This is a genomic window from Streptomyces sp. NPDC058326 (genome assembly GCF_042879855.1).
GTDB lineage: Bacteria > Actinomycetota > Actinomycetes > Streptomycetales > Streptomycetaceae > Streptomyces.
In genome coordinates, this window is record NZ_JBHVZO010000007.1 from 1 (window position 1) to 14,062 (window position 14,062).

11 protein-coding genes and 1 pseudogene are annotated in these 14,062 nt (G+C 71.8%); 4 read left to right on the top strand and 8 right to left on the bottom strand.

All coding sequences use genetic code 11. The annotated features are described in order from the left end of the window. Window positions 1-79, top strand: a pseudogene (locus ACFVYX_RS15325) (IS5/IS1182 family transposase); the annotation flags it as partial. Window positions 80-501: 422 nt separating this feature from the next. Further along, complete coding sequence (locus ACFVYX_RS15330; RefSeq protein WP_389681842.1) at window positions 502-1,113, top strand: YceI family protein; 612 nt, start codon at window positions 502-504, stop codon at window positions 1,111-1,113. Window positions 1,114-1,218: 105 nt separating this feature from the next. Here ACFVYX_RS15330 and ACFVYX_RS15335 read toward each other — a convergent pair whose 3' ends face one another. Beyond that, window positions 1,219-2,385: a serine hydrolase domain-containing protein gene (locus ACFVYX_RS15335; protein WP_389681843.1), complete on the bottom strand. Its 1,167-nt coding sequence runs from the start codon at window positions 2,383-2,385 to the stop codon at window positions 1,219-1,221. A 184-nt stretch (window positions 2,386-2,569) separates the two neighbouring features. Between ACFVYX_RS15335 and dnaN the strand changes: the two genes are divergently transcribed. Continuing rightward, window positions 2,570-3,673, top strand: a complete 1,104-nt coding sequence (dnaN, locus tag ACFVYX_RS15340) for a DNA polymerase III subunit beta (RefSeq protein ID WP_389681844.1) — start codon at window positions 2,570-2,572, stop codon at window positions 3,671-3,673. Window positions 3,674-3,689: 16 nt separating this feature from the next. Here dnaN and ACFVYX_RS15345 read toward each other — a convergent pair whose 3' ends face one another. The 7 genes from ACFVYX_RS15345 to ureA form a co-directional block, all read right to left on the bottom strand. Continuing rightward, on the bottom strand, window positions 3,690-5,042 hold the full coding sequence (locus ACFVYX_RS15345) for a hypothetical protein (RefSeq protein WP_389681845.1): 1,353 nt from the start codon (window positions 5,040-5,042) through the stop codon (window positions 3,690-3,692). Between the two features lie 95 nt (window positions 5,043-5,137). Continuing rightward, complete coding sequence (gene cimA / locus ACFVYX_RS15350) at window positions 5,138-6,754, bottom strand: citramalate synthase (RefSeq protein ID WP_389681846.1); 1,617 nt, start codon at window positions 6,752-6,754, stop codon at window positions 5,138-5,140. 282 nt (window positions 6,755-7,036) lie between these two features. Beyond that, entirely contained in the window at window positions 7,037-8,365 is a 1,329-nt protein-coding gene (locus tag ACFVYX_RS15355) for an MFS transporter (protein WP_389681847.1), read from the bottom strand. A 75-nt stretch (window positions 8,366-8,440) separates the two neighbouring features. Next, complete coding sequence (locus ACFVYX_RS15360; RefSeq protein WP_389681848.1) at window positions 8,441-9,070, bottom strand: TetR/AcrR family transcriptional regulator; 630 nt, start codon at window positions 9,068-9,070, stop codon at window positions 8,441-8,443. A 29-nt stretch (window positions 9,071-9,099) separates the two neighbouring features. Next, window positions 9,100-10,116 (bottom strand): agmatine/peptidylarginine deiminase, encoded by a 1,017-nt coding sequence (locus tag ACFVYX_RS15365; protein ID WP_389681849.1) that lies wholly within the window; start codon window positions 10,114-10,116, stop codon window positions 9,100-9,102. Between the two features lie 19 nt (window positions 10,117-10,135). Beyond that, the gene (locus ACFVYX_RS15370) at window positions 10,136-11,818 is read right to left on the bottom strand and encodes an urease subunit alpha (protein WP_389681850.1); all 1,683 of its coding nucleotides are present in this window, start codon (window positions 11,816-11,818) and stop codon (window positions 10,136-10,138) included. Next, window positions 11,818-12,504 carry an urease subunit gamma gene (ureA, locus tag ACFVYX_RS15375; protein WP_389681851.1) on the bottom strand — a complete coding sequence of 229 codons (687 nt, stop codon included), beginning with the start codon at window positions 12,502-12,504 and terminating at the stop codon, window positions 11,818-11,820. Before ureA ends, ACFVYX_RS15370 begins: the two co-directional genes overlap by 1 nt. Window positions 12,505-12,640: 136 nt before the next feature. On the opposite strand from ureA, the gene ACFVYX_RS15380 reads away from it, so the two are divergent. Beyond that, a complete protein-coding gene (locus ACFVYX_RS15380; RefSeq protein ID WP_389681852.1) occupies window positions 12,641-14,062 on the top strand; it encodes a cytosine permease in 1,422 nt (473 codons plus the stop codon).

Below are 14,062 nucleotides of genomic sequence, written 5' to 3' on the forward strand. Positions count from 1 at the left end.
GGCCACCCGCTACGACAAACGAGCCACCCATTACCAAGCCATGGTCACCCTCGCCTGCCTCCGACTCTGGCTCCCATGACTTTCCGGACACCCCCGAGGACCACGTGATGCCGGAGTTCCGGAACATCGAGGTCGCGGTGGAGTGGCTGATCTTGGTGACCGCGTGGGCCTCGCCGGCGGCGGTGAGGACGCCGACGCCCGGTGCGAAGAGCGCGCCGAGGACGAGGGCCAGGGACGTGAGGACGGAGCGGAGCTTCATGGGGATGCCTCCTGCTGGTGACCGTGACGGGGGGTGGCCTTGGGATGCAGGTGGTTCTTGTGCTCGTCTCGCACGGGGATGATGCCGCAGTTCTACGCGCGTCCGCCAGAGGGCGTCGGGGGCCGGGTGGCGCCGGGTGGGTGAACATCCCGTGGACACCCCCCAGAGATGTTGAATGTTGAACGGAATGGAGTTAGAGTCGTTCTCGTTGAACCTTCAACAACACCGACAAGGAGCATGTCATGGGTCTCTTCAACCGCAAGAGCAGCGAGTCCGCCGTCACCACCGCCACCCTCCCCGTCGACCCGGCCCTGGCCGCCCTGACCGGCGACTACACCATCGACCCGGCGCACAGCAGCATCGGCTTCACCGTCCGCCACGCCATGGTCACCAACGTGCGGGGCAGCTTCGCCGAGCACGAGGGCGTCCTGAAGCTGGACGGCGCCGACCCGGCCGGCTCCGCCGCCTCGATCGACGTCAGGATCGCCTCCATCGACACGGGCATCGCCGACCGTGACGGCCACCTCCGCAGCGCCGACTTCTTCGACGCCGAGCAGTTCCCGCTGATGAGCTTCCGTTCCACGGCGGCCGAGCAGCTGGGCGGCGACCTGTACCGGATCACCGGTGACCTGACCATCAAGGACGTCACCAAGCCGCTCTCCATCGACCTGGAGTTCAACGGCACGGCGACGGACGTCTACGGCAACGAGCGCGTCGGCTTCGAGGGCTCCGCCGAGATCCTGCGCTCCGCGTGGGGCCTGACCTGGAACGCGGCCCTGGAGACCGGCGGCGTGATGGTCAGCGACAAGGTCAAGCTGAACTTCGACATCTCCGCGATCAAGAACGCCGCCTGACCCCGGTCCTCCCCCGGGACGACACACGAGCGCGCCCGCCCTCCGCGACAGCGGAAGGCGGGCGCTCGGCGTTGCCCATGAGGCGTCCGGGGCCGCTCCTGCGGATCAGGCCAGGCCCGCAGCTCCGGTGGCCGCCTTCACCGCCACCGGGACCAGGCGGTCGTTCTCGGCGGCGCCCGGGCCCGCCATGAAGCCGAAGCGACGACGGGTGTAGCTGTACGCGAGACCGGTCGCCGCGTCGGCGAAGGCCTGCGATCCCGGGGCGCCGCTGTGGCCGACGGCGAGCGGGGAGAGCGCCGGATAGCGGGTGGCCAGCGGGACGAAACCGAGGCCGAAGGCGTTCTCCTCGCCCGTCACCAGGTCCTTCCCCGAGGAGTGGATCCGGGCGGCCTCGGCAAGGATGTCCGGCTTCAGGAGCGGGGCGCGCCCGTCGAGCTCCCCGGCGATCGCCGCGTACATCCGGGAGAGGCCGCGCGCGGAGCCGATGCCGCCGGCGGAGAGCGGCCCCCGCTCCCTGACCGTACGGGAATTGGCGAATCCGGCGAGGTCGAAGGGCGGGTCCGCGTGGAAGTCGAACGCGATGGCCAGGAGGCTGTCCGGCGCGATCGGGTTCGCCGCGAGGAGCGCCTGCTCGGCCGGCGAGGGCAGCATCGGCAGGGCCGGACGGAAGCGGGGCTCCAGCTCCTCGGGCAGTCCCAGGTAGTAGTCGAGCGCGTACGGGACCCGGACCCGCTCCTCGTACAGGTCCTGCGCCGTCCGGCCGGTGGCCCGCAGGACGACCTCGCCGACCAGGGCGCCGATCACGAGGGCGTGGTAGCCGTGGCCGGTGCCCGGCTCCCAGAACGGACGCTGCCCGGCGAGCCGCGCGGCGGTCTTCCGGTCGTCGGCGAGCTCGTCGAGGCTGAGGCCGCCGTCCGCTCCGATCACGCCGGAACGGTGGGCGAGCAGCTGGCGGAGGGTGATGCCGCCCTTCCCCTCGGCGGCGAACTCGGGCCACCAGGAGGCGACGGCGCGGTCCAGGTCGAGGACGCCGTCCTGGACGAGGAGGGCGGCGACCAGGGCCATGGCGCCCTTGGACGAGGAGTAGAGACCGAGGAGCGAGTCCCCGTCGACGCCGTCGCCGCCCCAGAGGTCCACGACGAGCCGGCCGTGGTGGTGGACGGCGAGCTGGGCCCCGCCGTCGCGCGCCTCGTTCGCCACGACGGTGGCGAACTCCTCGCGCACCGACTCGAATCCGGGCTCCACCGTGCCGTGGACATGGACGTCAGTCATCGCTCTGCTCCCCCTGAGACGCGCCGGCCTGTTCGGACAGTGGAACGATCAAGGGCGCCGTTTCCTTCCCGTCCCCCTGCTCCCTCGCCCGGGGCGTCCGACCGGCTCCGGCGCGGCGGCGCCTGCGGGCGCCCGAACCCGCTGGTCAACGGCGTTGTCAGAGGGGGCCGCTAGCGTCGGTGCCATGGAATTCCGTATCGACAGCGGCGTGTTGACCGATGCCGTGGCCTGGGCCGCGCGCGTCCTGCCGGCCCGCTCCCCCATGCCCGTCCTCGGCGGCCTGCTCCTGGAGGCCGCGGACGGCCGGCTGCGGGTGTCCGGCCTCGACCACGAGGCCTCCGCCCGCGTCGAGGTCGAGGCCGACACGGACGTCGAGGGCCGGGCCCTGGTCCTCGGACGGCGGCTGCTCGACATCTGCAAGGTGCTCCCCCGGGGCCGCACGGAGATCGCCGTGGAGGGCGCCCGCCTCTCCGTGACCTCCGGCGACGCCCGTTTCGGCCTCTCCCTGCTGCCGCTCGACGACTACCCCGCCCCGCCCGCGCTGCCCGAGGTCCGTGGCCTGGTGGACGGGGACGCCTTCGCGGCGGCGGTCGGCCAGGTGGCGGTGGCGGCGGGCCGAGACGACTCGCTGCCCGTCCTGACCGGGATACGGCTCGCGCTGGACGGGACGACCATGACGCTTGCGGCCACCGACCGCTACCGCTATGCCGTCCGCACCCTGGAGTGGGATCCGGGGGCCGAGGCCGCCGCGACGGACGCGGACGTGGTCGTCCCGGCCCGCCGCCTCACCGAGATCGCCCGTTCCCTCGCGGGCGCCGGCCCGGCGCGGCTCGCCCTGGACGGCGGCTCGATCGGCTTCGAGAGCGCCGGCCTGCGCAGTACCACCCGGCTGCTCGACGGGAAGCTCCCCCGCCACGACAAGCTCTTCGCCCTCGGCGACCACGCCCTCGCGGTCACCGAGCGGGCCCCGCTGACCGAGGCCGTCAAGCGGGTCGCGGTCGTCGCCGAGGGCGACAGCCCGGTCCAGCTCACCTTCACCCCCACCGGGATCCACCTCCAGGCGGGGTACGAGGACGACGTGGCCTCCCAGCGCCTCCCGTCCGTCCTCACCGGCGCGGACGCCCTGACGGTCGCCTTCAACCCGGGATACCTCCTGGACGCCCTCGGCTCACTGGACTCCCCCGAGGTCCACTTCCACCTCCTGGGACCGGGCCAGCGCGCTCTCCTCACCGACGGCCCGGTCGCGGCCCACCGTCACCTCCTGATGTCGGTGAAGCCGCTGGTCTGAGAGTTCCCGCCGCGGCTCAGAAGCCGCCTCCGCCGTCGAACCCGCCGCCGCCACCGAAGTCGCCGCCGCCGAAGCCGCCCGAGTCGCCGCCGAAGCCGCCCGATCCGAAGTCGCCGGCGCTGAAGTCACCGCCCGAGAAGTCGCCGCCGAATTCGCCGCCGCCGTACTCCGCCGCGTAGGCCGGGGTGGCGAGCATCGAGCCGAGCAGCGTGCCCATCAGGAGGCCGGGAAGGATGCCGCCGCCGAAGTAGCCGCCGGCCCAGGGACCGTAGGCGGGGCCGGCCTCCCAGTACGGGCGGCGGACACCGTCCGCGTCGACGGTGCGGGCCATCGGATCGAGGCCGTCGTCGAGGCGGGCCGCGTCGGCGGCGCAGACCGGGACCTGCCGGGCGGTGCCACCGGCCGGGGTCCAGGTGCGGTCCTCGGCGGAGGGTCCGTGGCGCGGGTCGAAGAAGCAGGGGGCGCGGCGCTCGGGGAGCGGCCGGGACTCGCGGCGGGCGGCGAGGACGGCGAGGGAGTAGCGGCCGTCCTCCAGGGCCTGGGTGACGGCGCGGACGTCATGGGGGTGGCCGGCGGAGGCCATGAGGGACTTGGCCTTGTCGTACGAGTCGAGGGCGCGTTCGTAGTCGCCGCGCATGGCGTCGTCCGCGCCGGGCTCGGCGGGGTGGAAGTCGAGGCGCTCCAGCTCCTCGCCGAAGGCGGTGATGTCCTCGTCGACGACGACCCGCAGTTTGTCGAGGGCGGCGCGCTCCCCCGCCTCCTTGCGGAGCCGGTTGCGGCGGACGACCGCGTAGGCGCTCGCGCCTCCGGCGGCGACGACGGCGCCGAGGGTGACGAGTCCGGCGACGGGGACACCGGAGTCGGTTCCGACGGAGCCCCAGCCGGCGGGGGCGGAGCCGCGCAGGGCGGGCAGGGCCTGGTCGACGAAGTCGTTCAGTTCGGTGACGGCCTCGGCGTTCGGCTGGCGTACGGAGGTGACGAGGTTCTGTACGGCGGCCGGGGACATCAGGGAGGGGTCGACACCCGCGTCGAATCGGTCACCGAGGCGCACCGCGTACAGACCCGCGGCGCCCGTCTGGGCGCGCAGGTTGTCGATGAGGCCGTTCGGCGGGAACTGGGCGTTCGCCGGCAGTACGGCCACGAAGAGCGGCTTGTCCGCGTCCTTGATCTTCTGGGCGAGGGCGTCCGCGTCGGCCTTCGAGAGCTGGTCGGCGGCGCCCGGGTCGACGTACACCGGGCCCTGTTTCAGGGCGGCGGCCGCGTCGGGGACCCCCGTGGCCCTGGCACCCGATGAGGGGGCCAGGGCCAGGAGCAGGAGCAGTATCAGCCCGGCGAGGGCCGACAGGAGGGAGAGCGGCCTGGTCCTCATGGTTCGACGCTACCCGAACTACGCCAAACGGAACATTGAGGGACTAATCGGTCGAGAATTATGGGGAAATTCTTCGGCCGAGCCGCCCAGGAGGACTACTCGGACGGATCGACCCCGGCCCGGAGCACCCCGTAGGTGAAGGCGTCCTCCAGTGCCTGCCAGGAGGCGGCGATGACGTTCTCGCCGACGCCGACGGTCGACCACTCGCCGTTGCCGTCGCTGGTGGTGATCAGGACGCGGGTGGTGGACTCGGTGCCGTGGCGGCCTTCCAGGATGCGGACCTTGTAGTCGACGAGCTCGAACTTGGCGAGCTGGGGGTAGATCCGTTCCAGGGCGGTCCGCATCGCGCGGTCGAGCGCGTTGACGGGGCCGTTTCCCTCCGCGGTGGCGACGAGCCGTTCGCCCTTGGCCCAGAGCTTGACGGTGGCCTCGTTGGCGTGGGTGCCGTCGGGGCGGTCCTCGACGATCGCGCGCCAGGACTCCGTGCGGAAGTAGCGGCGGGCGCGGCCCTCGACCTCTTCGCGCAGGAGCAGCTCGAAGGAGGCGTCGGCGGCCTCGTAGGTGTAGCCCTGGAGTTCGCGTTCCTTGACCCGCTCGACGACCCGGGCGACGAGCGCGCGGTCGCCGCCGAGGTCGACGCCGAGCTCCTTGCCCTTGAGCTCGATGGAGGCGCGGCCGGCCATGTCGGAGACGAGCATCCGCATGGTGTTGCCGACCAGCTCGGGGTCGATGTGCTGGTAGAGGTCGGGGTCGACCTTGATGGCGGAGGCGTGGAGTCCGGCCTTGTGGGCGAAGGCGGAGACGCCGACGTAGGGCTGGTGGGTGGAGGGGGTGAGGTTGACGACCTCGGCGATGGCGTGCGAGATCCGGGTCATCTCGGCCAGGGCGCCGTCGGGCAGCACCTTCTTGCCGTACTTCAGTTCCAGGGCCGCGACGACGGGGAAGAGGTTGGCGTTGCCGACCCGCTCGCCGTAGCCGTTGGCGGTGCACTGGACGTGGGTGGCGCCCGCGTCGACGGCGGCGAGGGTGTTGGCGACGGCGCAGCCGGTGTCGTCCTGGGCGTGGATGCCCAGGCGGGCCCCGGTGTCGGCGATGACGGTGGCGACGACGGCCTGGACCTGCGCGGGCAGCATGCCGCCGTTGGTGTCGCAGAGGATGACGACGTCGGCGCCCGCCTCGTGCGCGGCGCGGACGACGGCCTTGGCGTAGTCGGGGTTGGCCTTGTAGCCGTCGAAGAAGTGCTCGCAGTCGACGAAGACGCGGCGGCCCTGGGAGCGCAGATGGGCGACGGTGTCGCGGACCATCTCCAGGTTCTCGTCGAGAGTGGTGCGCAGGGCGAGCTCGACATGCCGGTCGTGCGACTTGGCCACCAGGCAGATCACCGGGGCGCCGGAGTCCAGGAGAGCCTTGACCTGCGGGTCCTCGGCGGCGTCACCACCCGCCCTGCGGGTGGCGCCGAACGCCACGAGCTGCGCGTTCCTGAACACGATCTCCTGGCCGGCGCGAGCGAAGAACTCCGTGTCGCGCGGGTTGGCACCCGGCCACCCGCCCTCGATGAAACCCACACCGAACTCGTCGAGGTGCCGGGCAATGGTCAGCTTGTCCGCGACGGTGAGGTTGATGCCTTCACGCTGCGCCCCGTCGCGCAGCGTCGTGTCGAAGACATGGAAGCTGTCGTCGAGGCGCGAGCTCTCGGCGTTCTCCGTGGTCATGGCTGTGATGGCTCCTGTCGGATGTGGCTCCGGAAGGTCTGGCTCCACTTGCCCCCATTCTCACGCGTCGTCCGCTTCCGGCATGGGTGGGGCCGGAAAACGAAAAAACCCCTCGCGGGTGCGAGAGGTCTGCGCGCGGGTCTGAGGCACGGTGTCCACTGCCGCGGGGTGTGTGCCGCGGTTCAGTGGCCACTGCGGACCGGCGCGCTGCTGCCGATAATCATCGTGGTAGCAAGCACGCCGGAAGTCTGACACAGGTCGAACGTCAGCGGGACGGCGGTCTCACGATACGGGCAGCTGATCCCGCTTCTGCCCCGGCACGGCGGAGCCGGCCGCACCGACCCGGCCCAGGTCGATGTCGCGGGTCTCCCGCATCGTGAGGTAGACGACAAGCGAGACGGCCGCGCAGCCCGCCACGTACCAGAAGAAGCCCGACTCGATGCCGGCGTCCTTGAACCAGAGGGCGACGTACTCGGCGGTGCCGCCGAAGAGGGCGTTGGCGATGGCGTACGGCAGGGCGACACCGAGGGCGCGGATGCCGGTGGGGAAGAGCTCGGCCTTCACACAGGCGTTGATCGAGGTGTATCCGGTGATGACGACGAGCGCGAGGAGGGAGAGGCCGAGGGCCGGCCAGAAGGAGCCCGCGTGCTTCAGCATCGTCATGATCGGCACGGTGAGGAGCGTGGAGCCCACCGCGAAGGTGATGAGGAGCGGCCGGCGGCCGATCCGGTCGGAGAGGCGCCCGGCCAGCGGCTGGAGGCAGGCGAAGACGATCAGGGCGCAGAAGGAGACCAGGGTCGCGGTCTGCTTGGGGAGCCCCGCGGAGTTGGAGAGGTACTTCGTGAGGTAGGTGGTGTACGTGTAGTACGCCACGGTCCCGCCCATGGTGAGCGCGATGACGAGGAAGGCCTCGCGCTTGTGCGCCCAGAGGGCCTTGAGGGTGCCCTTCTGGTCGCTCGCGACGCCGGCGTCGGCGCTCTCCTCGTACACCTCGGTCTCCAGCATGGTGCGGCGCAGGTAGAAGACGACAGCCGCGCCGAGGGCCCCGATGACGAAGGGGACGCGCCAGCCCCAGCTGTGCAGGGCCTCGCTGGACAGGGTGTGCTGGAGGATGAGCAGCAGGCCGAGCCCGAGGATCTGGCCGGCGGTCATCGAGACGTACTGGAAGCTGGAGGCGAAGCCGCGGTGCTGCGGCGCGGAGGCCTCGGTGAGGTAGGTCGCGCTGGCGGCGTACTCGCCGCCGACGGAGAGCCCCTGGAGGAGGCGGGCGACCAGGAGCACGGCGGCGCCGCCGTATCCGGCGACGGCGTAGGTGGGCGCGACCGCGATGAGGAGCGCGGAGGCGGACATCAGGGTGACGGTGAGGGTGAGGGCGGCCTTGCGCCCCTTGCGGTCGCCGACCCGGCCGAGGAGCCAGCCGCCGACGGGCCGCATGAAGAAGCCGACGGCGAAGATGCCGGCGGTGTTCATGAGTTTGGCGGTGTCGTTGCCCTCGGGGAAGAACGCTCCCGCGAAATAGGTGGCGAAGCTCGCGTACACGAACCAGTCGAACCACTCGACCATGTTGCCCGCGGACCCGACCCAGATCTTCTTCCAGTGCTCTCGTCCCATGGTCCGGAACCGTGCCGGAGGGACGGTGCGGGGATCAAGGTCACGGCGGGCAACGATCGGGAGTACTTGCGTGCCTTACGGTCGCGAAATCAGGGTTTCGGCGATGAACTCCCCCACATGGGCAAGGACTTGATCCCGCCCGGTGCCCGGGATGCCGACGGCGACGTGCACGCTGAAGCCGTCGAGCAGGGCGCGCATCCGGGTGGCGAAGCGGTCGGGGTCGACCGCCCGGAACTCGCCGCGCGAGACACCCTCGGCGAGGATCGCGACGAGGTCCCGGTGCCAGGCCCCCTCGATGGCGGCCTGGCGTGCGCGGGCGTCGTCGTCGGCGTTCTGCGACCGGTTCCAGACCTCCAGCCACAGCGTCCAGTGCGGGTCGCGCGGCCCTTCGGGCACGTACACGTCGACGTACCCGTCGAGCCGCTCGCGCGCGCTGCCGGGCCGGGAGAGCAGCGCGCTCCGCTGGGCACCGAGCCGTCCCTCGCTCCACTCCAGGGTCTGGAGCAGCAGTTCGTCCTTGGTGCGGAAGTAGTAGAGCAGGTGCCCGCTGCTCATCCCGACCTGCCGCCCGAGCCCGGCCATGGTGAGCCCGTCGAGCCCCCGCTCGGCGATCGTGCCCATGGCGGCGGCGAGAAGCTCCTCGCGGGGCGGGGCGGCCTGGTTGCGCCGGCGGGGGTGGGACGGCGGGCTGCTGCTCTGACTCACTCGTACGTTCTACCGCATGCCCGCCCGGCTCAGACCTTCGGCTGCTGCTGGGTGATGCAGTGGATGCCGCCCCCACCTGCGAAGATCGGCCGCGCGTCGACGAGGACGACCTCGCGCTCGGGGAAGAGGCGGCGGAAGATCTCGGCGGCGAGCTCGTCGTGGGGGTCGTCGAAGGCGCAGAGGATCACGCCGTCGTTGCACAGGTAGTGGTTGATGTACGAGTAGTCGACCCAGTCGCCCTCCTCGTCCTTCAGGACGGTGGGGGCCGGGATCTCGAGGACCTCGAGGGGGCGGCCCTGGGCGTCGGTCTGGCCACGCAGGATGTTCACGTACATCCGGGACCGCTCGTAGTCGGGGTGGGCCGGGTTCTGCTGGCTGTGGACGAGGACCGTGCCGGGGCGGGCGAAGGCGGCGACGATGTCGACGTGTCCCTGTGTGCCGTAGAGGCCGTAGTCGCCGGTGAGGCCGTTGGGGAGCCAGATGGCCTTGGTGGTGCCGAGCTTGGCGTGGATCTCGGCCTCGACCTGCTCGCGGGTCCACTCGGGGTTGCGGCCGGAGCCGAGCTGGACGGTGTCGGTCAGCAGGACCGTGCCCTCGCCGTCGACGTGGATCGCGCCGCCCTCGTTGACGAGCGGGGACGCGAGGACGGGGACCTGCGCGAGGTCCGCGACATGGCGGGCGATCTTGGAGTCGTGCTCCCAGCGGGCCCAGTCCTGGGCCCCCCAGCCGTTGAACACCCAGTCCACGGCGGCGATTTCGGTGCCGTTCGTGACGAAGGTGGGACCGATGTCCCGCATCCAGGCGTCGTCGAGGTCCCGCTCGACCAGGTCGACGTCGGGCCCGACGAGGGCGCGGGCCGACTCGGCGTCGCCGGGGGCGACGACCAGCGTGACCGGCTCGAAGCGGCGGACGGCTCGGGCCACCGACGCCCAGGCGGCGCGGGCCTCGGCGAGTTCGTCCTCGTTCGTGAAGGTGGGGTTGGGGCTGGGCCAGGCCATCCAGGTGCGCTCGTGCGGCATCCACTCGGCGGGCATGCGGTACGTCATCGGGGAGTCCTAAGGAAGGTCAGAGGAAGTAGAGGCGGTTGAGGGAGACGGAGTCGACCGCCTCGGAGCGGATCGGGGATCCGTCGAGGGAGACGAGACCGGTGCGGTCGTCGACCTGGACGTCTCCGACGCGGGAGTTGAGGAGCAGGTCGGCGGGGCCGATGCCGCGGGTGCCGCGCACGGGGACGCGGCGGCGCCGGGTCGGCATCCGGTCGGCGCCGAGGTCGACGGCGGCCTGGGCGACGAACGCGACCGAGAGGTCGGCGGCGGTGGCGCCGTGGGCGCCGAACAGCGGCCCGAGGACCAGCGGTTCACAGGTGTCGGTGGCGGCGTTGGGATCGCCCACGACCCCCCACGCGGGGAAGCCGGACTTCAGCACCAGCTGCGGCTTGGCACCGAAGTACTCGGGCCGCCACAGCACGATGTCGGCGAGCTTCCCGGTCTCGATCGAGCCGATCTCGTGGGCGAGGCCGTGGGCGATCGCCGGGTTGATAGTGAGCTTGGCCAGGTAGCGGAGCACGCGCGCGTTGTCGTCGTGCGCGCCGTCGCCCTCCATGGGTCCGAGCTCGGCCTTCATCTTCCCGGCCATGGCGAAGGTCCGGCGTACGGTCTCGCCGGCCCTTCCCATCCCCTGCGCGTCGGACGAGGTGATCCCGATCGCGCCGAGGTCGTGCAGGACGTCCTCCGCGCCCATCGTCCCGGCCCGGATCCGGTCGCGCGCCATGGCGGCGTCGCCGGGCAGGTCGGTCTTCAGGTCGTGGACGGAGACGATCATCCCGTAGTGCTCGGCGACCGCGTCGCGGCCGAAGGGCAGGGTGGGGTTGGTGGAGGATCCGATGACGTTCGGCACGCCCGCCATCTTCAGGACGTTGGGTACGTGCCCGCCGCCGCAGCCCTCGATGTGGAAGGCGTGGATCGTACGGCCGTCGAGGACGCGGAGGGTGTCCTCGACGGACAGGCACTCGTTGAGGCCGTCGCTGTGCAGGGCGACCTGCACGTCGTGCTCCTCGGCCACCCGCAGCGCGGTGTCGAGGGCGCGGGTGTGGGCGCCCATGTCCTCGTGGACCTTGAAGCCGGAGGCCCCGCCCTCGGCGAGGGCCTCGACCAGCGGGGCCGGGTCGGAGGACGAACCACGGGCCAGGAAGCCGATGTTGACGGGCCAGGCGTCGAAGGAGTTGAAGGCATGCTTCAGCGCCCAGGGCGAGTTGACGCCGACGCCCCAGACGGGGCCGAACTCCTGCCCGATGATCGTGGTGACGCCGGAGGCGAGCGAGGCCTCCATGATCCGGGGCGAGAGCAGGTGGACATGGGTGTCGACGGCTCCGGCGGTGGCGATGAGGCCCTCGCCGGAGACGATCGAGGTGCCGGTGCCGACGACGACGTCGACGCCGTCGAGGGTGTCGGGGTTCCCGGCCCGGCCGATGGCGTGGATGCGGCCCTCGCGGATGCCGATGGACACCTTGCGGATGCCCTGCACGGCGTCGATCACCAGGACGTTGCTGATGACGACGTCACAGGTCTCCCGGACGGCGGCGGCCTTCAGGTGCAGGCCGTCGCGGGCCGTCTTGCCGAAGCCCGCCAGGAACTCCTCGCCCGGCTTCTGCGAGTCGGCCTCGACCCGGACGACCAGCCCGGAGTCGCCCAGGACGACACGGTCGCCGGCCCGGGGGCCGTGCACGGATGCGTACTCGTACGGGTCCATCAGTTGCCCTCGATTCCCAGGTAGCCGCAGGCCGCCGCACGCCGCAGCGCCTCTTCCCTCGCACCGGGGGCGTCCAGGGGCCCGTCGACCAGGCCCGCGAAGCCGATCGCCACGCGCGCGCCGCCGATGGGCACGAGCCCGACCTCGGCCTCGCCGCCCGGGTCGAAGCGGAAGGAGGCGCCGGCCGGGATGGCGAGCCGCATGCCGTAGGCGGCGGCCCGGTCGAAGTCCAGGCGCGGGTTGACCTCGAAGAAGTGGAAGTGCGAGGTGACGCTCACGGGAACGGTCGCCGTGTTCCGTACGGTCAGGGTGAGCAGGGGCTCCTGCTCGGGGTGGCCGGGCCCGGGCCGCAGCGCGCCGGGCGCGTCCGCGCCGAGCGAGCCTCCGCCGATCGGGTCGGAGACGACCGCGAGCCGCGAGCCGTCGTCGAAGACGGCCTCGACATGGATCTCGGTGACCACGTCGGCGACGCCGGGAAGCACGTCCTCGGGGCCGAGGACCGAGCGGGCGGCCTCGATCGCCTCGGCGAGTCGCTTGCCGTCGCGAGCCGCCTCGCAGACCGTGTCCGCGATGAGCGCGGTCGCCTCGGGGACATTGAGCCGCAGGCCCCGGGCCCGGCGGGCGCGGGCGAGCTCGGCGGCGCCGAAGAGCAGCAGCCGGTCGCGTTCCGTGGGGGTCAGTCGCACGTCCGAAACACCTCCTGTTTGAGCGACACTCTAAATGTTGAGACGCTGGCTTCCAAGCATTGACGCGAGGTACTGACACAGGTCACATTGAGCGCCACTCTAAACTGTCCGCCGCTCCCGTCCCCCAGGAGTCCCCATGCCGATAGAACAGCACGGCGTCGACACCATCCCCGAAGCCGAACGCACCAGCGGCCCCCGCGACCTCGTCGCGATCCTGCTCGGATCCAACCTCTGCCTGGGCGTGATCGTCTTCGGCTGGCTCCCCGTCTCCTTCGGCCTCGGCCTCTGGGGCTCGGTGACCTCCGTCGTCGCCGGCACCCTCGTGGGTGTCGCCGTCACCGCGCCGCTCGCCCTGGTCTCGCTCCGTACCGCCACCAACCTCTCCACCTCCTCCGGCGCCTTCTTCGGCGTCCGAGGCCGGCTCGTCGGCTCGGTGGTCGGCCTGCTGCTCTCGCTCGGCTACACCGCGCTGACCCTCTGGATCGGCGGCGACGTCATGGTGGGGACACTCGCCCGGCTGACCGGCCTGCCGACCGGCGGCGCGGCACACGCCACGGTCTACGCGCTGCTCGCCGCCTGCACGGTGGTCGCGGCCGTGTACGGCTACCGGCTGCTGCTCAAGCTGAGCAAGGCCCTCGCCGTCGGCATGACCGTGCTCCTCGCGCTCGGAGTCGTCGCCTACGCCGGGGACTTCACGACGGCGGCGGTGCCGGACACCCCGTACCTCCTCGGCTCGTTCTGGCCGACGTGGCTGCTCTCCGCGGTGGCCGCGGGCCTCAGCGGACCGGTCGCCTTCATCACCCTGCTCGGCGACTACACCCGGTACGTCTCCCCCCGGCGGTACGGCACCGGGAAGGTCTGGCGGGCCACCTGTCTCGGCCTGGTGGTCGGCCTGCTGATCCCCCAGCTGTTCGGTACGTACACGGCGCTCGCGGCCCGCGGGGCGCTCGACTACGCGGGCCCGCTCGTCGCGGCCTCCCCCGCCTGGTACCTGGTGCCGCTGCTTGTCGCGGCCACGGCGGGCTCCGTCGGCAACGCCGGTCTGATGCTGTACTCGATGGGGCTCGACCTGGACGCGATCCTGCCGAAGGCCACCCGGGCACGCGCCACCCTCGTGGTCGCGGTGGTGGCCACCGCCTTCGTCTTCCTCGGCCACTTCGCCTCGGACGCCCAGACGGCGATGACCTCGTTCGTCCTGCTGCTCACCGCCATCGGCACACCGTGGGCGGTCATCACCCTCATCGGCCACGCGCGGTGCGGGGGGACGTACGACCCGGAGGCCCTCCAGGTCTACAACCGCCGTTCGCGCGGCGGGATCTACTGGTTCTCGGCGGGCTGGCACCCGCGCGCGACCGCGTCCTGGGCGATCGGCGCGGCGGCCGGCCTGGCCTCGGTGTCGACACCCCTGTACGAGGGGCCGCTGCTCGCCCTCACGGGCGGGATCGACTGCAGCTTCGTGGTGTCGGGGATCGTGGGCGGCGTCCTGTACGCCGTACTGACGCCGAACAGGGCTCCCGGGACCGTGACGGCCCCGGAAGCCCTGGCGACGACGGACTGA

Excerpts from the sequence above, each read along its gene's own strand:
- ACFVYX_RS15330 (WP_389681842.1), top strand. The coding sequence starts at position 502 with ATGGGTCTCTTCAACCGCAAGAGCAGCGAGTCCGCCGTCACCACCGCC.
- ACFVYX_RS15335 (WP_389681843.1), bottom strand. The coding sequence starts at position 2,385 with ATGACTGACGTCCATGTCCACGGCACGGTGGAGCCCGGATTCGAGTCG.
- dnaN (WP_389681844.1), top strand. The coding sequence starts at position 2,570 with ATGGAATTCCGTATCGACAGCGGCGTGTTGACCGATGCCGTGGCCTGG.
- ACFVYX_RS15345 (WP_389681845.1), bottom strand. The coding sequence starts at position 5,042 with ATGAGGACCAGGCCGCTCTCCCTCCTGTCGGCCCTCGCCGGGCTGATA.
- cimA (WP_389681846.1), bottom strand. The coding sequence starts at position 6,754 with ATGACCACGGAGAACGCCGAGAGCTCGCGCCTCGACGACAGCTTCCAT.
- ACFVYX_RS15355 (WP_389681847.1), bottom strand. The coding sequence starts at position 8,365 with ATGGGACGAGAGCACTGGAAGAAGATCTGGGTCGGGTCCGCGGGCAAC.
- ACFVYX_RS15365 (WP_389681849.1), bottom strand. The coding sequence starts at position 10,116 with ATGACGTACCGCATGCCCGCCGAGTGGATGCCGCACGAGCGCACCTGG.
- ACFVYX_RS15370 (WP_389681850.1), bottom strand. The coding sequence starts at position 11,818 with ATGGACCCGTACGAGTACGCATCCGTGCACGGCCCCCGGGCCGGCGAC.
- ACFVYX_RS15380 (WP_389681852.1), top strand. The coding sequence starts at position 12,641 with ATGCCGATAGAACAGCACGGCGTCGACACCATCCCCGAAGCCGAACGC.